20 protein-coding genes are annotated in these 20,692 nt (G+C 72.6%); 13 read left to right on the top strand and 7 right to left on the bottom strand.

The genetic code is table 11. From position 1 onward, the window contains the following. Positions 1–31 precede the first annotated feature (31 nt). Genes DY262_RS11875 through DY262_RS11865 form a run of 3 tightly spaced genes read right to left on the bottom strand, consistent with a single transcriptional unit; the run spans position 32 to position 2,768 of the window. On the bottom strand, positions 32–1,009 hold the full coding sequence (locus DY262_RS11875; protein WP_116959109.1) for a tripartite tricarboxylate transporter substrate binding protein: 978 nt from the start codon (positions 1,007–1,009) through the stop codon (positions 32–34). Then, the gene (locus DY262_RS11870) at positions 1,006–1,926 is read right to left on the bottom strand and encodes an alpha/beta hydrolase family protein (RefSeq protein WP_116959107.1); all 921 of its coding nucleotides are present in this window, start codon (positions 1,924–1,926) and stop codon (positions 1,006–1,008) included. The genes DY262_RS11875 and DY262_RS11870 overlap by 4 nt, the downstream gene beginning before the upstream one ends. Then, positions 1,926–2,768 (bottom strand): TauD/TfdA dioxygenase family protein, encoded by an 843-nt coding sequence (locus DY262_RS11865; protein WP_116959105.1) that lies wholly within the window; start codon positions 2,766–2,768, stop codon positions 1,926–1,928. Before DY262_RS11865 ends, DY262_RS11870 begins: the two co-directional genes overlap by 1 nt. Positions 2,769–2,880: 112 nt before the next feature. Between DY262_RS11865 and DY262_RS11860 the strand changes: the two genes are divergently transcribed. Next, positions 2,881–3,678, top strand: coding sequence for an IclR family transcriptional regulator domain-containing protein (locus DY262_RS11860; protein WP_116959102.1), 798 nt, complete (start codon positions 2,881–2,883; stop codon positions 3,676–3,678). After that, positions 3,675–4,844, top strand: a complete 1,170-nt coding sequence (locus DY262_RS11855; RefSeq protein WP_416186984.1) for an HPP family protein — start codon at positions 3,675–3,677, stop codon at positions 4,842–4,844. The genes DY262_RS11860 and DY262_RS11855 overlap by 4 nt, the downstream gene beginning before the upstream one ends. A gap of 16 nt (positions 4,845–4,860) precedes the next feature. Here DY262_RS11855 and DY262_RS11850 read toward each other — a convergent pair whose 3' ends face one another. From DY262_RS11850 to modA, 4 genes are read right to left on the bottom strand one after another with little or no spacing between them, the layout of a single operon-like run. Then, entirely contained in the window at positions 4,861–5,685 is an 825-nt protein-coding gene (locus DY262_RS11850) for a TOBE domain-containing protein (RefSeq protein ID WP_116959100.1), read from the bottom strand. A 40-nt stretch (positions 5,686–5,725) separates the two neighbouring features. After that, entirely contained in the window at positions 5,726–6,421 is a 696-nt protein-coding gene (locus DY262_RS11845) for a sulfate/molybdate ABC transporter ATP-binding protein (RefSeq protein WP_416187027.1), read from the bottom strand. A 4-nt stretch (positions 6,422–6,425) separates the two neighbouring features. Beyond that, positions 6,426–7,097, bottom strand: coding sequence for a molybdate ABC transporter permease subunit (gene modB / locus DY262_RS11840; protein ID WP_116959097.1), 672 nt, complete (start codon positions 7,095–7,097; stop codon positions 6,426–6,428). A gap of 21 nt (positions 7,098–7,118) precedes the next feature. Beyond that, entirely contained in the window at positions 7,119–7,874 is a 756-nt protein-coding gene (gene modA / locus DY262_RS11835) for a molybdate ABC transporter substrate-binding protein (RefSeq protein WP_116959095.1), read from the bottom strand. Between the two features lie 209 nt (positions 7,875–8,083). On the opposite strand from modA, the gene mbhE reads away from it, so the two are divergent. From mbhE to DY262_RS11780, 11 genes are all read left to right on the top strand, one after another. Further along, a complete protein-coding gene (mbhE, locus tag DY262_RS11830) occupies positions 8,084–10,408 on the top strand; it encodes a hydrogen gas-evolving membrane-bound hydrogenase subunit E (RefSeq protein ID WP_116959093.1) in 2,325 nt (774 codons plus the stop codon). After that, complete coding sequence (locus DY262_RS11825) at positions 10,405–10,818, top strand: MnhB domain-containing protein (RefSeq protein ID WP_116959091.1); 414 nt, start codon at positions 10,405–10,407, stop codon at positions 10,816–10,818. The genes mbhE and DY262_RS11825 overlap by 4 nt, the downstream gene beginning before the upstream one ends. Positions 10,819–11,145: 327 nt before the next feature. Then, positions 11,146–11,508 carry an NADH-quinone oxidoreductase subunit K gene (locus tag DY262_RS11820; protein ID WP_116959089.1) on the top strand — a complete coding sequence of 121 codons (363 nt, stop codon included), beginning with the start codon at positions 11,146–11,148 and terminating at the stop codon, positions 11,506–11,508. Beyond that, the gene (locus DY262_RS11815; protein WP_245980945.1) at positions 11,505–13,073 is read left to right on the top strand and encodes a Na+/H+ antiporter subunit D; all 1,569 of its coding nucleotides are present in this window, start codon (positions 11,505–11,507) and stop codon (positions 13,071–13,073) included. The genes DY262_RS11820 and DY262_RS11815 overlap by 4 nt, the downstream gene beginning before the upstream one ends. Continuing rightward, a complete protein-coding gene (locus DY262_RS11810) occupies positions 13,070–13,402 on the top strand; it encodes a Na+/H+ antiporter subunit E (RefSeq protein WP_116959086.1) in 333 nt (110 codons plus the stop codon). Before DY262_RS11815 ends, DY262_RS11810 begins: the two co-directional genes overlap by 4 nt. Further along, a complete protein-coding gene (locus DY262_RS11805) occupies positions 13,399–13,695 on the top strand; it encodes an MrpF/PhaF family protein (protein ID WP_116959084.1) in 297 nt (98 codons plus the stop codon). The genes DY262_RS11810 and DY262_RS11805 overlap by 4 nt, the downstream gene beginning before the upstream one ends. Then, complete coding sequence (mnhG, locus tag DY262_RS21615; RefSeq protein ID WP_147326223.1) at positions 13,692–14,504, top strand: monovalent cation/H(+) antiporter subunit G; 813 nt, start codon at positions 13,692–13,694, stop codon at positions 14,502–14,504. The genes DY262_RS11805 and mnhG overlap by 4 nt, the downstream gene beginning before the upstream one ends. A gap of 40 nt (positions 14,505–14,544) precedes the next feature. Further along, the gene (locus tag DY262_RS11795; RefSeq protein ID WP_181936482.1) at positions 14,545–15,996 is read left to right on the top strand and encodes a sensor histidine kinase; all 1,452 of its coding nucleotides are present in this window, start codon (positions 14,545–14,547) and stop codon (positions 15,994–15,996) included. Beyond that, on the top strand, positions 15,993–17,327 hold the full coding sequence (locus tag DY262_RS11790) for a sigma-54-dependent transcriptional regulator (protein ID WP_116959080.1): 1,335 nt from the start codon (positions 15,993–15,995) through the stop codon (positions 17,325–17,327). Before DY262_RS11795 ends, DY262_RS11790 begins: the two co-directional genes overlap by 4 nt. Positions 17,328–17,391: 64 nt before the next feature. After that, entirely contained in the window at positions 17,392–20,313 is a 2,922-nt protein-coding gene (locus DY262_RS11785; RefSeq protein WP_116959078.1) for a monovalent cation/H+ antiporter subunit A, read from the top strand. Beyond that, a complete protein-coding gene (locus tag DY262_RS11780; protein ID WP_070399613.1) occupies positions 20,313–20,657 on the top strand; it encodes a Na+/H+ antiporter subunit C in 345 nt (114 codons plus the stop codon). Before DY262_RS11785 ends, DY262_RS11780 begins: the two co-directional genes overlap by 1 nt. The last annotated feature ends 35 nt before the right edge of the window (positions 20,658–20,692 follow it).

Genomic DNA, 20,692 nt, shown 5'->3' with positions numbered 1-20,692 from the left:
ATCACCCCCGCGCCGCCAACGCCCCGAGCGCTCACTCGATGCGGATGCCGCGCTTCTTGATGAGCGCGCCCCAGCGCTCGGTCTCGCGGGCCAGGTAGCGTCGGAACTCCTCGGGCGTGCCGCCGCCCGCGCTGGCGCCAATGGCCTCCAGCTTGGGCGTCACGTCGGGCGAACGCACGGCCCAGGTCACGTCGCTCGCGATCTGCTGCACCACGGCGCCGGGCGTGCCGCCGGTGGTGAAGACGCCGTACCAGGCCTCCGTCTCGTAACCCGCCAGGCCTTGCTCGGCCACGGTAGGCACCTCGGGCAGCCAGGGCAGGCGCTTGGCCGAGGTGACGCCCAGCGGCACCACCTTGCCGGCCTTGATGTGCTGCAGCACGCCGTTGTCGAACATGATGGGCACGCGCCCGCCCAGCAGGTCCTGGTGCGCGGGCGCGCTGCCCTTGTACGGAACGTGGGTGAGCGACACATCGGCCATGCTGGCGAAGAGCTCTCCCGAGAGGTGGGTGGAGGCAGCCGTGCCGGTGGAGGCGAAGCTGATCGAGCCCGGCGCCGCCTTGGCCTTCTGGATCAGCTCGGGCACGTTCTTCACGCCCAGCGAGGGGTGCGCCACCAGCACGTTGGTGATGGTCGCCAGCACCGTGACGGGCGCGAGGTCCTTGGCCGAGTCGTAGGGCAGCTTGTCGAGCAGGAAGGGGTTGAGCGCGAAGGGCATCGCGGTCAGCAGCAGGGTGTGGCCGTCGGGCGCGGCCTTGGCGACGAGATCGGTGGCGATGACCGTGTTGCCACCGGGCCGGTTCTCGACGATGACGGGCTGGCCCCAGCGCTCCGAGAGCTTCTGGCCGACCAGGCGCGCCTGCGTGTCCGTGGCGCCGCCGGGCGGGTAGGCCACGATCAGGCGCACCGGTTTGCTGGGCCATTTCGCGGCCTGTGCGAAGGCCGGCGCGGCCAGGTGGCTGCCCAGCAGCAGGCCAGCGGCCAGCGAGGCGAGAAAGGTCTTGCGTTTCATGGGGTGTCTCCTGTGTGTGTGGGATGAGAGAGGTCGCGGCCATCGATCCAGGCGGCGATCGGCTCGACCCAGGGGTCGGGGTCGAGCAGCAGGCCCTGGTGGCCATAGGGAGTGGGCACGGTGGCCGCCCGCGCGGGGCGGTCGGCGGTCGGGGGAAACAGCGCGTCTGACGCGGCCTGCAGCGCCGTGGTGTCGCTGGGCCAGGCCGGCAGCGCGAACGTGGCGGCCGCGGCGCGCAGCCGCCACAGCGCGTCGGGCGTGAACTCCTGCGCCCATTGCCGCACGCGGCCGAGTTCCCGCGCCAGCGCCTGCGGTCCCTGGTCGCGCGCCCATTGCGTCAGGCCGTTTCGCATCAGCGTCTCGACGCGAAAGGCATAGCGCTTGTCCGGGTCGTCCAGGCGGCGCAAGGCATCGAGGCCGTCCAGCGAGCCCCGGCCCTGGCGCGCGCTGCACAAGGCCAGCGCGCGCCGCACGCGCGAGGGCCACGCGGCGCGCAGCTGCAGGGCGAGGTAGCCGCCGAAGGAATAACCGATCACGCCGCCGAGGCGCGCGATGCCCAGCGCGTCGAGCAGGCCACAGGCCGCGTCGGCCATGGCCGCCACGCTGGCGTGGGTGCGGTCGGCGCCGTCCCAGCCGGAGCCATAGGCCGAGCCGGGCAGGTTCATGGTGATCACCCGGTGGCGCCGCGTGTCCAGCGCCTTGCCGGGCCCGGCCCAGGCCGCGGCCCAGCCGGCGTCGGCGGCGGGGCCGCTCGGGTCGAGCGCGAAGTGGCTGCCGGTGTAGCCGTGCAGCAGCAGGTAGGCCGGCGCGTCCTCGGGCCCCTGGCTCGTGTAGGCCACGCGGGCGCGCACCACGCGACCGTCGGCAAGCCGCAGGTCGAGTTCGCGGATGCCAGCGTCGCTGGGCGCGTCCACCATCAAACCGGCCTTTCGCCCCGCACGGTGGTCCGGTACAGCGTGCGGTACTGGCCGGCCGGCAGGTCCCGCGTCGTGGCGCTGTGCATGGTGGAGCGGTTGTCCCACATCACCACGTCGCCGGGGCTCCAGCGAAAGTCGTAGCGGAACTGGGGCTGCACCGTGTGGGCGAACAGAAACTCCAGGATCTCGCGGCTGTCTTGCGGCGACTGGCCGATCACCTCGGCCGTCATGCCCGGGTGGGCGAAGATGGCCTTGCGGCCCGAGTCGGGGTTGGTGCGGATCAGGGGATGGTCCACGTCGGGCGTCTGCTGCTTCTGCGCCTCGGTCATCTCGACCCGCGTCGATTGCGCCGCGTCCGCCTTGCGGCGGTAGCGGTGCACCGCGCGCAGGCCGTCCAGCCGCGCCTTCCATTCATCGGACAAGGCCTCATAGGCGGCCTCCATGTCGGCGAACAGGGTGTCGCCGCCCTCCGGCGGGATCTCCAGCGCGTTCAGGATGGTCGCCTTCGCGGGACGCTCCTGGAAGGCGAGATCGGAATGCCAGTACGAGCCGCCGTCGGCGATGCCCATGGGCTTGCCATCCACCACCCGGTTGGACAGCCGGAAGATCTCCGGATGCTCGGGGTGGTTGTACTGGGACAGGACGTGCACTTCCAAGGGACCGAAGCGGCTGCTGAACGCCAGCTGCGCCGCGGCGGACAGGTTCTGGTTCTTGAAGCAGAGCAGTTTGCTCTCCACGAACAGGCGGTGGATCGCGCCGAACGCCTCGTCGTCGACATCGCGCGACAGGTCGAGATCGCGCACTTCGGCGCCGAAGCGCGCGGACAGCGGCTGGACTTGCATAGGACTGAAACCCTCATTTATCGAACAAATGTTCGCCAGTTAATCTACCGGACCGGCCGCGGCCTGTCAACGCGCTACATTCGGCGCGCCGGATTCATTGCGTGGAGCGCAGATGCGAGACAAAGAGGTGCAGGACGACAACAGCGAGGGCAAGCGGGAGTTTCTCGATGCCCTGGCCAACGGGCTTCGCCTGTTGAACGCGTACGACGAGAACACGCGCGCCTTCAGCATCCAGTCGGCGGCGGAACTGCTGGGGGTGACGCGGGCCGCCTCGCGGCGCATCCTGCTGACGCTCAGCGAGCTGGGTTACCTGCGCCAGGACAAACGCGACTTCGAGCTGTCGCCCAAGGCCATCGAACTGGGCTACCGCTATTTCCGCTCGCTGGGCCTGTCGGCGGCGGTGCGGCCGCAGCTGCTGGAGCTGTCGCGCCAGTTGAACGTGGGGGCGGCGATCGGCGTGCTGGCGGGCACCGACGTGTTGTTCGTCGAGCGCGTCGAGGCCGACCGGCCGATCAAGCTCGACCTGCGGGCCGGCGACCGCCTGCCGGCCTACGCCCACTCGCTGGGCCGCGCGCTGCTGGCCCAACTGCCGCCCCAGCGGCTGGCCGAGCACCTGCCCGCGGGCACCATGGCCCGCCATTCCCAGCACACGGTCACCGAGCGCAAGGCGCTGAACGCCGAGCTCGCGCTGGCGCGCCAGCGGGGCTGGAGCTTCGCCAACAGCGAACTGGTGGCGGGCCTGTTCGGCGTCGCCATCGAGATCCCCTCGTGCACGGGCGAGGCCCGGTTCGGCCTGAACGTCAGCTCGATCGGACAGCCCTGGAGCGTCTCGCACATCGAGCGCCACATCGTCCCGGCGCTGCGCGCCTGCGCCCAGCGCCTGCAAATGCTGACGGACACGCTGGGTTGAACACGCCGGCGCGACAGGGCCGGCAAGCGCTGCGGCGCCTGCTGCCCGAACTCCTGCTCTCGCTGCGCGCGCTCTGGCCCGCCGCGCCCGGCATCGACGCGCGCGAGAAATGGCGCGCCTGCATCGGCGCCGCGCTGGGCATCCTCGTCGCCGGCCTGGGCGCCACCTGGCTGGCGCCCGGCAACGGCCACCCCGCGCTGGCCACCGCGCTGGTGGCGCCGCTGGGCGCCAGCGCGGTGCTGGTTTTCGTGGTGCCCTCGAGCCAGCTGGCCCAGCCCTGGTCGGTGATCGGGGGCAACACCTTGTCGGCGCTGGTGGGCGTGGCCTGCGCCCTCTGGGTGCCGCACCCGGCCGTGGGCGCGGCGCTGGCGGTGGGCCTGTCCATCGCGCTCATGCTGGCGCTGCGCTGCCTGCACCCGCCGGGTGGCGCCTCGGCCCTGCTGATGGTGCTGATGGGCAGCCACGACTTCGGCGTCGCACTGCAACCGGTGCTGCTGGACTCGGCGCTGATGGTGGCGGCCGGCCTGCTCTACAACAACCTCACGCGGCGGCGCTGGCCGCACGTGCACCACCCGGTGCCCACCGAGCCCGGCGGCGCGCGCCTCACCAGCCGCGACCTCGACGCCGCGCTGGCCCACTACAACCAGGTGCTCGACATCAGCCGCGAAGACCTGCAGGACCTGATGCAGTACGCCGAGGCCGCGGCCTACCAGCGCACCATGGGTGAGTTGCGCTGCACCGACGTGATGACGCCCGACCCCGTGACCGCGCGCCCCGAGATGCCGCTGCGCCAGGCCTGGGCGCTGATCCGCCAGCACCGCGTGAAGGCGCTGCCCGTGGTGGACCGGCAGCACCACCTGGTGGGCATCGTCACGGTGTCCGATTTCATGCGCCAGGTGGACATGGACGTGCACGAGGGCGTGAACTTCCGCCTGCGCGCCCTGCTGCGCCAGATGCACCGGCCGGCGCCCCGGCACACGGTGGGCGAGATCATGACGCGCCAGGTGCGCGTGGCCAGCAGCGACCGACCGCTCACCGAGCTGGTGCCGGTGTTCTCCGACGGCGGGCACCGCCACCTGCCCATCATCGACGCCGAGCGCCGGCTGGTGGGCATCGTCACGCAGTCGGACCTGATCCGCGCGATGGACGCGGCGGTGCGGGGCTAGGGGCCAGGCGGCCGCCTCAGCTCACCACCGCCAGCACCACGTCGGAGGCCTTGATCAGCGCCGTGGCCTCGGCGCCCGGCGCCAGGCCCAGTTCGGCCACCGCGGCCTGCGGCACCACGGCCACCACCTCCAGGCCGCCGTCGCAGCGCAGCACCACCTCGGCGTTCACCGCCCCTGGCGTCACCGAGGCCACGCAACCGGGAAAGCGGTTGCGCGCCGACACGCGCGCGCCGGCCAGGTCCACGGCCAGCAGCACCGACGAAGACTTGACCAGCGCGATGACCGTCATCTGCGGGCGCAACGCCAGCGATTCGGTGCTACCGCGCGTGACGATGGCCGACAGGCGCAGACCGCCGGGCAGGCCCAGTTCGACGTCGTCGTTCACCGCGCCGGCCCGCACGGCCGCGACGGTGCCCAACCACTGGTTGCGCGCGCTGGTCTTCATGTTCAGTACCTTCAGCAGCGAGAACTCCTGGTCCAGGTCCATGGCGTCCTGTTCGATGAGGCGAAGGAAGCGCTGATGCACCGCGTGCACCTGCCCGTAGCGTTCGATGAGGCGCCGGCCGAAGTCGGTGAGCCGCGTGGCGCCGCCGCCCTTGCCACCGATCACGCGCTCCACCACCGGCGCGCTGGCGCGCTGGTTCATGGTGTCGATCGCGTCCCAGGCGGCCTTGTAGCTCATGCCGAAGGCCCTGGCGGCGCGCGTGATGGAGCCGTGCTCGGCCACCGCCTGCAGCAGCTCGATGCGGCCATGGCCGGCGAGGCTTGCGCCGCCGGACGACAGCCAGAGGGCGCCATGCACCTCCAGCGGGTCCTTGCTCCTGTGTTTTTTCGTCGCCATCGTGGCTGCTCCTGCGCCCCTCGGGCCCGCGGCGAGGATATCAGCGGCTTTGCAGCGCGGCGTTGCAGGCCACGGTGCGTCCGGCGTCCAGGCAGACCACGTCCTGGGCCAGGTGGCGCACATCGTCGTCGTCGTGGGTGATCAGCAGCAGCGGCAGCTGCAGCTCGGCCTGCAGGTCCTTGAGTTCATCGCGCAGGCGCTGGCGCAGGCCCTTGTCCAGGGCGGCGAAGGGCTCGTCCAGCAGCAGCGCCGCGGGCCGCGAGACCAGGGCGCGGGCCAGCGCGGTGCGCTGGCGCTGGCCGCCCGAGACCTGATGCGGGTAGTGGCCGGCCACGGCCTCCAGGCCGAAGCTGGCGAGCCAGCGGTCCACGTCCTCGTGGGCTTCGTCCTTCGCCGGGTTGCGCAGACCCCGGCGCACCGCGAAGGCCACGTTCTGCCGCACGGTGAGGTGGGGAAAGAGGGCGTAGTCCTGGAACATGTAGGCCAGGTGGCGCTGCTGCGCGCTGCTGTGGATGCCGCGCTCGCTGTCTAACAGCACACGGCCGGCCACGGCGATGCGGCCGCGGTCGGGCGCCAGGATGCCGGCCACCATCTTGAGCGTCAACGTCTTGCCCGCGCCCGAGGGCCCGAACAGCACCACGCGCTGCGCGGACGAGCGAAAGGCGAGGTCCACGTCGAAGCGCGAATGGCCCTGGCGCAGGGTCTTCTGCAGGCACAGGTCCCAGATCATGGACAGGCCCTCATCGCGCCACCACCCGGCCCGGCACCAGCCGGCCCGCGCCCAGCAACACCGCCAGGCAGGTGATGGAGGTGACGATCACCAGGAAGTTGGCGGTGCCGTCCTGCCCGGCCTGCACCGCCTCGTAGACGGCGATGGACAGGGTCTGCGTCTTGCCGACGATGCTGCCCGCCACCATGAGCGTGGCGCCGAACTCGCCCAGCGCGCGCGCGAAGGCCAGCAACAGACCGGCGAGGATGCCGCGCCAGGCCAGCGGCAGCGTCACGCGAAAGAAGATCGGCCATTCGCCGAGGCCCAAGGTGCGCGCGGCGTCTTCGAGTTGCGGGTCCACCGTTTCGAAGGCGGCGCGCGCGGCCTTGAACACCAGCGGGAAGGCCACGATGGTGGCCGCGATGATGGCCGCCTCCACGGTGAAGATGAGGCGGATGCCGAAGTGCTGCAGCAGCCAGGCGCCGATCACGCCCTGGCTGCCGATGACCACCAGCAGGTAGTAGCCCAGCACGGTGGGCGGCATCACCAGGGGCAGGGTGAGCGCGGCGTCCAGCACGTCGCGGCCGGGGAATCGGTGGCGCGCCAGCGCGTAACCCACCGCCGTGCCCAGGAACAGGTTGAGCAGGGTGGCCCAGCCCGCCACCTTCAGGGTGAGGGCGAGGGGGATCCAGGCCTCGGCCATGACAGGCACCGCCGCGCGGCCTCAGGGCTTGCCGAAGCCGTACCTGGCCAGCACCGCCTGCGCCGGCGGCGTGAACAGGAACTCGATGAACTTCTCGCCCATGGCGGCGTTCGGGCCCGCGGGCAGCGACGCCACGGGGTAAAGAATGGGCTTGGGCGTGGGCACGGTGAGGGCGACCCTGACCTTGTCGGCCATCAGCGCGGCGTCGGTGGCGTACACGAAGCCCGCGTCGACCTCGCCACGCTGCACGTAGTCCAGGGCCTGTCGCACATTGGTGGCGCCGACCATCTTGGGCTCGATCGCGCCCCACAGGTTCGCGCCTTCGAGCACGCCCTTGGTGTAGCGGCCCACGGGCACGCTGGCGGGCAGGCCAATGGCGATGCGGGCGTAGGCGGGCTGGGTGAGGTCGGCCACCGCTTGGGGCGCCTTGGCGCTGGTGGCGGGCACGATGACCACCAGGCTGTTGGAGACGAAGTCGCGGCGCTGCGCGGGCTGGACGAGCTTCTGCGCCTGGGCCTGGTCCATGGTCTCCTGGTCGGCGCTGGCGAACACGTCGGCCGGCGCACCCTTGGCGATCTGCTGCAGCAGCACGCCCGAGGCCGCGAAGTTGAGCTGCACCTGGGTGCCGGGGTGGGCGGCTTCGAACAGCGGCGCGATGTCCTTGAAGGCGTTGGTCAGGCTGGCGGCGGCGGAGACGGTGAGGTCGGCGGCTTGCGCGGCGAGGGACAGGCCGGCGGCGAGGGCCAGGCCCAGGGGGCGGATCAGGCGGTGCTTCATGCGGTGGCTCGGTGAGGGTTTCGCTGTATTCGACTGAATATAGCGTATCGTTCACTTTGAACGACGCGGCGCGGCGCCGACGTTCTGTTTCCTGAACACCCGCGGGCCGACGACCCGCGCAAGTGCTTGATTCACAAGGGCCATGGCCCCCTGAACGCCCCGGCACGCCCCTTGCGCAAGAGCCGGCAGGGACTTCACCCCGCCAGCCCATGCCGCTCACCCTGCTCGTCCTCACCGCCCTGTTGTCCGCGCCCCTGCTGTGGGCGCTGCTGCGCTGGCGCGCGCCCCTGGCCGCGCTGGCCTGGCTGCTGCCGGCCGCGCTGTGCGCCGGCTTTGCCGGCCTGCTGCCCGAGGTGCTGGCCAGCGGCGCGCGCGTGGAGGTCAGGCCCTGGATTCCCAGCCTGGGCGTCGCCCTGGCGCTGCGCGCCGACGGCCTGTCGCTGCTGTTTGCGCTGCTGATCACCGGCATCGGCAGCTTCATCTTCCTGTACGCCGCGCGCTACCTCGCGGGGCACGCGGACATTGCGCGCTTCTTCGCGCGGCTCACGCTCTTCATGGGCGCGATGCTGGGCGCGGTGCTGGCCGACGACCTGATCGCGCTGCTGGTGTTCTGGGAGCTCACCAGCCTGGCGTCCTTCCTGCTCATCGGCTTCGCGCCCGAGCAGGCGGCCTCGCGGCGCGCGGCCCAGCAGGGCCTGCTGATCACCGTGGGCGGCGGGCTGGCGCTGCTGGCCGGCGCCATTCTGCTGGGGCAGGCCGCGGGCACGTTCCGGCTCTCGGAAATCCTGGCCATGGACGGGCTCGCTTCGCATCCGAACGCGGCCTGGGTGATCGCGCTGGTGGCGCTGGGCGCCTTCGCCAAGTCGGCCCAGGTGCCGCTGCACGCCTGGCTGCCCAACGCCATGGTGGCGCCCACGCCGGTGTCGGCCTTCCTGCATTCGGCCACCATGGTCAAGCTGGGCGTGTACCTGCTGGCGCGCCTGAACCCGGTGTACGGCGAGCATGCGCTGTGGACCGGCCTGCTGCTCACGGCCGGCCTGGCCACCATGCTCACCGGCGCGCTGCTGTCGCTGCGCGAGACCGACCTCAAGCGCGTGCTGGCGTATTCGACGGTGGTGTCGCTGGGCACCCTGGTCACGCTGATCGCGCTGCCGCACCCGCTGGCGGCCACGGCCATGGTGGCCTTCCTCATCGTGCACGCGCTCTACAAGGCCTGCCTCTTCATGGTGGCGGGCATCGTGGACCACGAGGCCGGCACGCGCGACAGCACGCGCCTGGGCGGCCTGGCGCGGCGCATGCCGCTGACGGCGGCCACGGCGCTGCTGGCCGGCCTGTCCATGGCCGGGCTGCCGCCCTTCGTGGGCTTCGTGGCCAAGGAACTGGTGTACGAGGCCCAGCTCAGCGGCAGCGCGTCCTGGCTGCCGGTGGCGGTGGCCATCGTGGCCAATGCGGTGATGGTGGCGGTGGCCGGCGTGGTCACGGTGCGCGCGTTCTGGGGACCGCTGCGCCCCACGCCCCACACGCCGCACGATCCGCCACTGGCCATGGGCCTGGGCCCCGCGCTGCTGGCCGCGCTGGGTCTGCTGCTGGGCCTGGCGCCCGGGCTGGCCGGCGATCTGGTGCAGGCCGCCGCGAGCGCCGTGGCCGGCCACGCCACCGCGGCCACCCTGTCGCTGTGGCACGGCCTCACGCCCATGCTGGCGCTGAGCGCCTTCACCCTGGCCCTGGGCCTGGCGATCTACCGCGGCTGGGAGCGCCTGCACCGCGCGCTGGCGGCGCGCGAGGCCATCGCCACCCACGGCCCCGACGCGGCCTACGACCGCGCCATGGCCGCGCTGCAGCGTCTGGCCCTGTGGCAGACGCGGGCCATTCAGTCGGGCAGCCTGCGCCGCTACCTGGGCGCCACGCTGGTGGTGGTGGGCGGGGCGGTGGGCCTGACGGCGTTCGCGCGCGGCGCGCTGGCCTGGCCCAGCCCGGACGGTGCGGCATCGCTGTACGCGCTGCTGCCGGCGCTGCTCCTGCTGGCGGCCTGGGCCGTGGTGCGGGCGCGCGGCTTCCTGCGCGGCGTGGTGGCGGCGGGCATGGTGGGCTTCGGGCTGGCGCTGGTGTTCCTGTTCCATGGCGCGCCAGACCTGGCGTTCACCCAGTTCTCGGTGGAAGCGGTGGCCATCGTGGTGCTGCTGGCCGTCGTGGGGCGTTTGCCCTTCGCGCGCGAGGACGCGCGCACCGCGCCGCAGCGCCGGGTGGACGCGGCCATCGCCATCGGCTTCGGCGCGGTGGCCTCGCTGCTGCTGCTGTCGGTGCTGGCCACGCCCTTCGATGAGCGCCTGTCCGACTTCTTCCGCGCCGCGAGCGTGCCCGAGGCGCATGGCCGCAACCTGGTGAACGTGATCATCGTGGACTTCCGCGCCCTGGACACGCTGGGCGAGATCACGGTGCTGGCGCTGGCCGCGCTGGCGGCGGCGGCGGTGCTGGCGGGCACGCGGCGCTCGCGGGCCACCGACGCCGCCCACGAAGAGGAGGGCGCGGCATGAACTCCCCCATCCTGAACGTGGCCGGGCGCCTGCTCCTGCCGCTGGCCCTGCTGTTCTCGCTGTACCTGCTCTGGCGCGGCCACAACGCGCCCGGCGGCGGTTTCGTTGGCGGGCTGGTGGCGGCGGCTGGCTTCACGGTGCACGCGCTGCCGCGCGGGCGCGCGGCCCTGCTGAAGGCGCTGCACTGGCCACCGGCCTCGATCGCTGGTGGCGGTCTCTTGCTGGCGCTGGTGTCCGGCCTGCCCGCGCTGTTTCTGCAGACGCCCTTTCTCACGCACCAGTGGCAGTTCTGGGACAACGGTCTCGCGCTGGGCACGGCGCTGGTGTTCGACATCGGCGTGTACCTCGCGGTGCTGGGCTCGGTGTGCGCGTTTGTGGGTTACTACCTGGGGGAGGGCGCGGATGTCTGAGCGTTGCTCTCGTGAAGCTTCTTCTGCTCGAAGGGCAATGGGCTTGGGGGGCCAGGGCTCAGGCTGGAGCGGTCGGCTCTGCGAGCCGACTCCCTTGCGCTGCTCGGCTTGGGGCAGTGCGGCGGAACTCGCTGCGTGGGCTTCGCCCACTCCGCTCAAACAGCCGCCGCCAATCAGTTCACGAAGCGCGCTGCGCGCGCCTGCCCCAAGCCTGCGTTGCTCAGCGCCCCAGACATCGCCCCAGCCCCCCAAGCCCATTGCCCTTCAAGCCCACCACCGTGTGGACACGCGCCGGTTCATCAAGCCCGCGAACAACGAGAACACGAGATGGAAACCCTCTACGCCCTGAGCTTCGGCGCCCTGCTGGCCGCCGCGCTGTACCTGCTCATGTCGCGCCAGCTGCTGCGCATGGTGCTGGGCCTGCTGCTGCTCGGCAATGCGGTGAACCTGGCCATCTTCGTCGCCGGCCGGCTGTCGTCGAACACGCCACCCCTGGTGCCCGAGGGCGCCCTGGCCATCGCCACCAGCGCCAACCCCCTGCCGCAGGCGCTGATCCTCACCGCCATCGTCATCTCCTTCTCGCTCGTCGCCTTCACCGTGGTGCTGTTCGAGCGCGCCCACCGCGCCCTCGGCACCCTGGACCCCGACGCCATGCGCGAGGCCGAGCCGCGCAGCGAGGCCGCGCCATGAGCCTGATGACGCCCCACCTGCTGCTCACCCTGCCCGTGGCCATCCCCCTGGCCACGCTGGCCCTGTGCGCCCTGCTGCAGTCCAGGCCCGCGTTGCAACGCGCCATCAGCCTGCTCGGCAGCGCCGGCCTCTTGGTCGCCAGCGGCCTGCTGCTGCGCGCCGTGCTCGACGGCCGCGTGCTCGCCACCCAGTTCGGCAGCTGGGCCGCGCCCTTCGGCATCAGCTTCGTGGCCGACCGCTTCGCCGCCGCCATGGTGGTCATCACCGGCCTCATGGCCGTGGCGGTGTCGGTCTACGCGCTGGCCAGCGGCGCCAAGGAACGCGAGCGGGCCTGGTTCCATCCGCTGTACCACGGCCTGCTGCTGGGCGTCACCGGCGCCTTCCTCACGGGCGACATCTTCAACCTCTACGTCTGGTTCGAGATCATGCTGATCGCGTCCTTCGGCCTGCTGGTGCAGGGCGGCACGCGCGCGCAGCTCGACGCGGGCGTGAAGTACGTGGTGCTCAACCTGCTGGTCACCACGCTGTTCCTGCTGGGCGTGGGCCTGCTCTACGGACTCACGGGCACGCTCAACATGGCGGACCTGTCGCTGGCCCTGCCCGAGGTGCGCAACCAGGGCCTGGTGGCCACGCTGGCGCTGCTGTTCCTGCTGGCCTTCGGCGCCAAGGCGGCGGTGTTCCCGCTGTTCTTCTGGCTGCCGGCGGCCTACCACACGGCCAGCGCGCCGGTGGTGGCGATCTTCGCGGCCCTGCTCACCAAGGTGGGCGTGTACGCCATCCTGCGCTGCTTCACGCTGGTGTTCGGCGGCACGCTGGACTTCATCGGCCCCATCGTGGGCGCGCTGGCGGCGCTGACCATGGTCACGGGCGTGCTGGGCGCGGCGGCGCACTACGACGTGCGGCGCATCCTGTCCTTCCACATCATCAGCCAGATCGGCTACATGCTGGTGGGCCTGGCCGTGGCCACGCCGCTGGCCATCGCGGGCGCGGTGCTCTATGTGCTGCACCACATCGTGGTGAAGGCCAACCTGTTCCTGATCGCGGGCGCGCTCCGCCTGGCCGGCGGCTCGTACGAGCTCAGGCGCATCGGCGGCCTGCACCGCAGCGCGCCGCTGCTGGCCCTGCTGTTCGTGGTGCCCGCGCTGTCGCTCGCGGGGCTGCCGCCGCTGTCCGGTTTCTGGGCCAAGTTCCTGGTCATCCGCTCCAGCCTGGAGGCTGGTCACGCGGTGCTGGCCGCGGTGGCGCTGGTGGTGGGCGCGATCACGCTGTACTCCATGCTCAAGATCTGGAACGAGGCCTTCTGGAAGGCGCCGAGCGAGCTGTCGATGCGTGCCGCGGGCGAATGGCGCGCACGCGGCGCGGCGCGCGCGGTGATGCTGCTGCCCATCGCCGCGCTGACCGCCATCACGCTGACGATCGGCCTGTGGGCCGAGCCCTTCGTGGACTTCTCCCTGCGCGCGGCCGAGCAGATGCTGGGCCGCGAAGCCTATGTCCAGGCCGTGCTGGGCGCCGCCACGCCCGCACCGGCCCCCATGCCCCCCTTGCCCGAAGGAGCCGCCCCATGAAACCTCTGCTGCGCCGCGCGCGCGCCTGGCTGGTGCTGTCCGGCCTGTTCGCGCGCGAACTCGCTCTGTCGGTGAACGAGGTGCTGCGCGCCGTGCTGCGGCCTTCGCGCGTGCAGCGCAGCGGCATCGTCGCCGTGCCGCTGAGCCTGCAGGGCGACACCGCCATCGCGCTGCTGGCCAACCTGGTGACGCTCACGCCGGGCACCACCAGCCTGCACCTGTCCGAGGACAGGGGCGTGCTCTACGTGCACGCCATGAACCTGAGCGACGACACGGTCGCGCAAATCCAGAGCGGCTTCGAGCGCCGCGTGAAGGAGTGTCTGGAATGAACCCCACCCTGTTCGATGGCGTGCTGACGCTCAGCGCGCTGCTGCTGGCGGGCGCGGTATTGGCCGCGGGCGTGCGCATCGTGCGCGGACCGGCCGCCGCCGACCGCGTGATCGCGCTGGACATGCTGGGCCTGATCGGCGTGGCCGCCGCCGGGCTGGCCGCATTGGTGGCGGACGCGCCGGCCTTCGTGGACATCGCCCTGGGCGTGGCGCTGGTGGGCTTCCTGGCCACCGTGGCCTTCGCCGGCTTCATCGCGCGCGCCGCGCGGCCCACCGAGGAGGAACGGCCATGAGCGGGTGGATCGGATCGGCGCTGCTGCTGGGCGGCGCGCTGCTGTGCCTGCTCGCGGCGCTGGGCGTGCTGCGCCTGCCCGACTTCTTCATGCGCATGCACGCGGCCACCAAGGCCGGCGTGGCCGGCAGCGGGCTGGTGCTGCTGGGCGTGGCGGCGCTGCACGGCGACACGGCGACCTGGGTCAAGGCCGCGCTGGCGGTGCTGTTCCTGCTGCTCACCACGCCGGTGGCGGGCCACCTCATCGGCCGCGCGGGCTATGTGAGCGGCGTGCCCTTGTGGCGCGGCACGCGCGAGGACGCGCTGCGCGGCGTGTTGCCGCGCGGCGGCCTGGACGAGCAGGGTCCCGCGGACGCGGCGCCGGTCCGGCGCGTGGTGCTGGCGCTGGCCGCCGGGCCGCACGTCGACGCCGCCATCGCGCAGTCGGTGGCGCTGGCGCGGCGCCACGGCGCCGAGCTGTGCGGCGTGGCGGTGATCGACCTGCCGCGCCTGCAGAACGTGGGGCCGGTGCCGATCGGCGCGGGCTGGCACGCGCAGCGCCTGCGCGAGCACCGCATCGCCCAGGCCCGCCACGCGGCGGCCGACGTGATCGAGCGCTTCGAATCCGCCGCCCGCGCCAGCGGCCTGGCCTGGTCGGCGCGGCTGGAAGAGGGCCGCCCGCACACCGTGCTGCGCGCCTGCTGCGACGACGCCACCGTGCTCGCGGTGGCCGCCGAGGGCTGGTTCGACCAGGGCGTGCTGGACCTGCGCGTGGACGTGGCCAGCCGCCTGGACCTGGCGGGCCTGCGGCCGCCGCGCGTGCTGCGCTGAGCGCGGGCCTACGATCGGGGGCTCCATGCCCCGATCGCCCATGACCCGCTGGATCCACCGCTTGCCCATGACCGCGCGCCTGTCCCTCGCGGTCGTCGCCGTCATCCTGGTCACGGCGCTGGGCACCACGCAGATCGCCATGCAGGGCCTGCTGCGCCAGGTGGAGCGCCAGATCGAGCGCACCGGACAGATCTACCTCGACGGCCTGGCCGCCGCGCTGCTGCCGCCGGTGATCGCCAACGACGCACCCGGCATCCAGCGCGCACTCGACGAAGCCCTGCGCATGCACCAGGGCCTGGTGGACCGGCACCTGTTTCTGCTCGACACGGACGGCCGCATCCTGGCGCGCGCCGACCGCGTGGGCCTGCCCGAGGCGCCGCTGCCCAAGGCCATCGCCGAGGACACACGCGGCGACAAGATCGATACGAACGACGGCAGCTACTGGGTGTGGCGCCCGCTCAGCGACGACCGCCTGTTGGCCGGCGAACGCGCGGGCGCGCTCACCGTCGTGGCCAACCTGGACCTGGCCGACTACGTGGCCGAGCGCCAGCGCCTGTGGTGGCGCGTGGTGGTGTTCAACCTGGGCCTGGGCACGGTCTGCGCGCTGCTGGGTGTGTTGGTGATGCGCCGGCTGCAGCGCCCGCTGGACCTGCTCACGCGCCACCTGCAGCGCACCGGCGAGGCCGGGCCCGAGCCAGTGGCCGAGACGCTCATCCCGCCCCACGACGGCGAGAACGCGCGGCTGCTGCGCGCCTACAACCGCATGGCCGGCGCCGCGCGCGAGCGCGAGGCCCTGATCGCGCGCCTGGCCGAGCAGGAGCGCGAGGCCGTGCTGGGCCGCCTGTCGGCCACGCTGGCGCACGAGGTGCGCAACCCGCTGGCCGGCGTGCTCACCGCCGTCGACACGCTGCGCCGCTTCGGCGACCGCCCCGCGGCGCGCGCCGAGGCGCTGGACTTCATGGAACGCGGCCTGCGCGCGATCGGCGGCGTGGTCGACGCCACCCTGGCCACGCACCGCCCCAGCGCCAAGGAGCCCGCCTTCGACCCGCGCGACCTGCAGGACGTGCAGCGCCTGCTGGCGCCGCAGGCGCGCCGCGCGGGCGTGGCGCTGGTGCTCGAATCCCGTTTGAGCGAGGCCGTGCCGCTGGCCGGCGGCGAGGTGCGCCAGGTGCTGCTGAACCTGCTGCTCAACGCCATCCAGGCCTCGGCCCAGGGCGCGCGCGTGACGCTGCGCTGCGAGCCGCGCGAGGACCACCTGTGGCTGGAGGTGGCCGACGAGGGCGCGGGCCTGCCGGGGCCGCTGGCCGCCAGCCTGGAGCGGGGCGAGGCCCCCGCGCCGGGCGCCGGCCTGGGCGTGGCCGTGGTGGTGCGCCTGGTGCAGCGCCTGCGTGGGCGCGTGGCGGTGCAGGCACACTCGGGCCGGGGCACGCGCATCACGCTCGAGCTGCCGTTCGACGGCGGCGGCCCCGCCGACCCACCGCCCGCGCCATGACCCACGCCCCCCCCACCATCCACGTGCTGCTGATCGAGGACGACGCCGTGCTCGGCGGCGCGCTGGTGCAGCGCCTGCGGCTGGAGGGCTTCGAGGTGGTCCACGCCAGCGACGGCGCGCAGGCCCTGGCCGCGCTGCGCCGCGCGCGGCCCGACTTCGTGCTCAGCGACATCCGCCTGCCCGACGGCTCGGGCGAGGCGCTGTACCGCCGCGCGCTGCCCTACCTGGGGCGCACGCCCATCGTCTTCGCCACCGCCTTCGCCGACGTCGGCCAGGCCGTGCGCCTGGTGCGCGCGGGCGCCGACGACTACCTCACCAAGCCCTTCGATGTCGACGCACTGGTCGAGCGCATCCGCGCCCTGGTGCCCGCGGCCGGCGGCGACGGGCCGGCGCTGGGTTTCGGCCTGTCGCCCGCCACCGAGCGCCTGGCGGGCGACCTGGAGCGGCTGGCCGCGCGCGACGTGCCGGTGCTGCTGCTGGGCGAGACCGGCGTCGGCAAGGAGGTGGCGGCGCGCCAGCTGCACGAGCGCTCGGCGCGCGCGGGCGAGCCCTTCGTGGCGGTGAACTGCGGCGCGGTGCCGCGCGAACTGATGGAGAGCCAGTTCTTCGGCCACGAGCGCGGCGCCTTCACCGGCGCCAGCGGCGCGCACGCCGGCTGGTTCGAGGAGGCCGGCGGCGGCACCCTGTTCCTCGACGAGATCGGTGAACTCGACCCGCGCCTGCAGACCGCGCTGCTGCGCGTGCTGCAGGACGGCCATTTCCGCCGCCTCGGCGCGCGCCAGGACCAGCGCTTCCGCGGGCGGGTGGTGGCCGCCACCAACGCGGACCTGCGCGCGCGCATCGCCGAACGCAGCTTCCGCGAGGACCTGTACTACCGCCTGGCGGTGGTCGAGCTGCGCGTGCCGCCGCTGCGCGAGCGCCCGGACGAGGTGCTGCCGCTGGCGCGCGGCTTCCTGCGCCAGGCCGCCGAGCGCCAGGGCCTGGCGCCGCCCCCGCTGACGGCCGAGGCCGAGGCCGCGCTGCGCGCGCACGCCTGGCCCGGCAACGTGCGCGAACTGCGCAACCGCATCGAGCGCGCCATGGCCTTGAGCGAGGCACTGGCCCTGGGCGCGGCCGAGCTGTTCCCCGAGCGAGCGCTCGACGAGCCCGGGCCCGCGGCCACGCTGGCCGACGCGCGCGAGCGCGCCGAGCTGGCGCAGATCGAGCGCGCGCTGGAACAGTCGGGCGGGCGCCTGGCCGAGGCCGCGGCGAGCCTGGGCGTTTCGCGCACCACGCTGTGGAAGCGGCGCAAGAAGCTGCAGGGCGGCGACGGCGAGGGCGGCGCGGCCTGACACAGGGGAAACGCGCGCCCGGTTTTTTCGCGTGAGGGCCGCGGGCGTCCCCTAGACTTGGGCCATGTCCTTGTTTTTCCTGCTGATATTGCCCTTCGTGGGCTGCGTGGTCGCGGCGCTGCTGCCGACGAACGCACGCAACCTCGAATCGTCCTGGGCAGCGCTGGTGGCCCTGGGGGTGGCCATCCCGCTGGTCCTGATCTACCCCGAGGTGCGCGACGGCGCCGTGCTGATCGAGCGATTGAGCTGGCTGCCCGCCCTGGGCATCGACCTCATCGTGCGCATCGACGGCTTCGCCTGGATGTTCGCCATGCTGGTCAGCGCCATGGGCCTGCTGGTCATCGTCTACGCGCGCTACTACCTCTCGGCCGAAGACCCGGCGGCGCGCTTCTATTCGCTGCTGCTGGGCTTCATGGGCGCCATGCTGGGCGTGGTGCTCTCGGGCAACCTGGTGCAGCTGGTGGTGTTCTGGGAGCTCACCAGCGTCTTCTCCTTCCTGCTGATCGGCTACTGGACGCACCGCAAGGACGCGCGGCGCGGCGCACGCATGGCCTTCACCGTCACGGCCACCGGCGGGCTGGCGCTGCTGGCGGGCGTGCTGCTGCTGGGCCACATCGTGGGCAGCCTGGAGCTGGAGGTGGTGCTGGCGGCCGGCGAGCGCATCCGCGAGCACCCGCTGTACACGCTGGCGCTGGTGCTCGTCCTGCTGGGCGCGCTCACCAAGAGCGCGCAGTTCCCCTTCCATTTCTGGCTGCCGCACGCCATGGCCGCGCCCACGCCGGTGTCGGCCTACCTGCACTCGGCCACCATGGTCAAGGCCGGCGTCTTCCTGCTGGCGCGGCTGTGGCCGGCGCTGGCGGGCACGCCGGAGTGGTTCTGGATTGTTGGCGGCGCGGGCCTGGCCACGCTGCTGCTGGGCGCCTACGCGGCCATGTTCCAGAACGACCTCAAGGGCCTGCTGGCCTATTCCACCATCAGCCACCTGGGCCTGATCACGCTGCTGCTGGGTCTCAACAGCCCGCTGGCCGCGGTGGCGGCGGTCTTCCACATGATGAACCACGCGACCTTCAAAGCCTCGCTGTTCATGTCGGTGGGCATCATCGACCACGAGACCGGCACGCGCGACATGCGCCGCCTGGACGGCCTGTTCCGCTCCATGCCCATCACCGGCACCCTGGCCATCGTGGCCTGCGCGGCCATGGCGGGCGTGCCGCTGCTCAACGGCTTTCTCTCCAAGGAAATGTTCTTCGCCGAGACGGTGTTCGTGAGCGCCAGCCCGGTCATCGAATATGGCCTGCCCGCGCTGGCCACGCTGGCCGGCGTGTTCGCGGTGGTGTATTCGCTGCGCTTCGCGCACGACGTGTTCTTCGGCGCGCCGCCCGACTGCCCGCGCCAGCCGCACGAGCCCGTGCACTGGATGCGCGTGCCGGTGGAGCTGCTGGTGCTGGCCTGCATCGTGGTGGGCACGCTGCCGGCCTGGTCCGTGGGGCCGCTGCTGGCCATGGCCGCCACGCCGGTGGTGGGCGGCGACCTGCCGGCGTACAGCCTGGCGGTCTGGCATGGCTTCAACACGCCGCTGGTGATGAGCCTGATCGCCACCGGCGGCGGCGTGGTGGCCTACCTGCTGTTCGGCCAGTGGCTGAAGCGGCGCGACAGCATCCGCGCACCGGGCCTGCTGGGGCTGGACGGGCGCGCCGTGTTCGACAGCGCCCTGACCGGGCTGACCCGGCTGGCGCGTTGGCTGCAGCGCCTGCTGGGCACGCAGCGGCTGCAGCCGCAGCTGTTCTGGATGGTGCTGATCGCCGGCCTCGCCGGCCTGGGCTCGGCCCTGGTGGTGCCGCTGAGCTGGGGCGACCGCCCGCGCATCCCGGCCACGCCCGGCTTCGTGCTGCTGTGGGCGATCGGCGTGACCTGCGCCGTCGGCGCCGCGTGGCAGGCCAAGTTCCACCGCCTGGCGGCGTTGATCATGCTCAGCGTCGTCGGCCTGTGCCTGTGCATCACCTTCGCCTGGTTCTCGGCGCCCGACCTGGCGCTCACCCAGCTCGCGGTCGAGGTGGTGACCACGGTGCTGTTCCTGCTGGGCCTGCGCTGGATGCCCAAACGCGTGCAGGAAGACGACCCGCTCTACCTGCGGCGCACCTTCTGGCGCCGCCGCCGCGACCTGGTGGTGGCGGTGCTGATCGGCGCCGGCCTGGCCGTTCTGTCCTACGCCATGCTCACGCGCACCGCGCCGATGTCGATCTCGCCCTTCTTCATCGACAACGCGCTGCCGCAGGGCGGCGGCACCAACGTCGTCAACGTGATGCTGGTGGACTTCCGGGCCTTCGATACGCTGGGCGAGATCACGGTGCTGGGGATCGTGGGCATCACCGTGTACGCGCTGCTGCGGCGCTTCCGCCCGCCGGTGGAGGTGATCGACCGCCCCGCGCAGCAGCGCGCGGTGCCGCAGCACATCGAAAGCGACCTGGTCACGCGCGAGGACGGCGACACGCCGCAGCGCTACCTGGAGGTGCCCGCCGTGCTGGTGCGCCTGCTGCTGCCGGTGGCCGCGGTGTTCGCCTTTCACCTCTTCATGCGCGGCCACAACGAGCCGGGCGGCGGCTTCGTCGCCGGCCTGGTGGTGGCCATCGCCTTCATCGCGCAGTACATGGTGAGCGGCACGCGCTGGGTGGAAGACCGCATGCGCCTGGTGCCGCCGCGCTGGATCGCCTTCGGCCTGGCCGTGGCACTGGCCACCGGCCTGGGCTCGCTGGCGCTGGGCTACCCCTTCCTCACCACGCACACCGCGCACCTGACCTGGCCGCTGGTGGGCGAGGTGCACGTTCCCAGCGCGGCGCTGTTCGACCTCGGCGTGTTCACGGTGGTGGTGGGCTCCACGCTGCTGCTGCTCACGGCCATCGCCCACCAGTCGCTGCGCGCGCGCCGCCAGCAGGCGGCGCAGGAAGACGACGACGCCGGGCAGGCGCAAGAGAAAGGAGCCCCCTGATGGAACTGATCGTCTCGATCGCCATTGGCGTGATGGCCGGCGCGGGCGTCTGGCTGGTGCTGCGGCCGCGCACCTTTCAGGTGCTGATCGGCCTGTCGCTGCTGTCGTACGCCGTCAACCTGTTCATCTTCAGCGTGGGCAGCCTGTCGGTGGACGCCGAACCCATCGTGCGCCCCGGCCTGCCGGCCGACCTGCAGCACTACACCGACCCGCTGCCGCAGTCGCTGGTGTTGACGGCCATCGTCATCGGCTTCGCCACCACGGCGCTGTTCCTGGTGGTGCTGCTGGCGCTGCGCGGCCTGTCCGGCGGCGACCACGTCGATGGCCGGGAGGAGGGCCCATGAACGCCGCACGACCGCTCGAAGGGGGGCGCACCGCA

Source organism: Hydrogenophaga borbori (genome assembly GCF_003417535.1).
GTDB classification, from domain to species: domain Bacteria; phylum Pseudomonadota; class Gammaproteobacteria; order Burkholderiales; family Burkholderiaceae_C; genus Hydrogenophaga; species Hydrogenophaga borbori.
The sequence above is the reverse complement of the archived record's forward strand: the minus strand, read 5'-3'. Positions and strand labels throughout refer to the sequence as shown.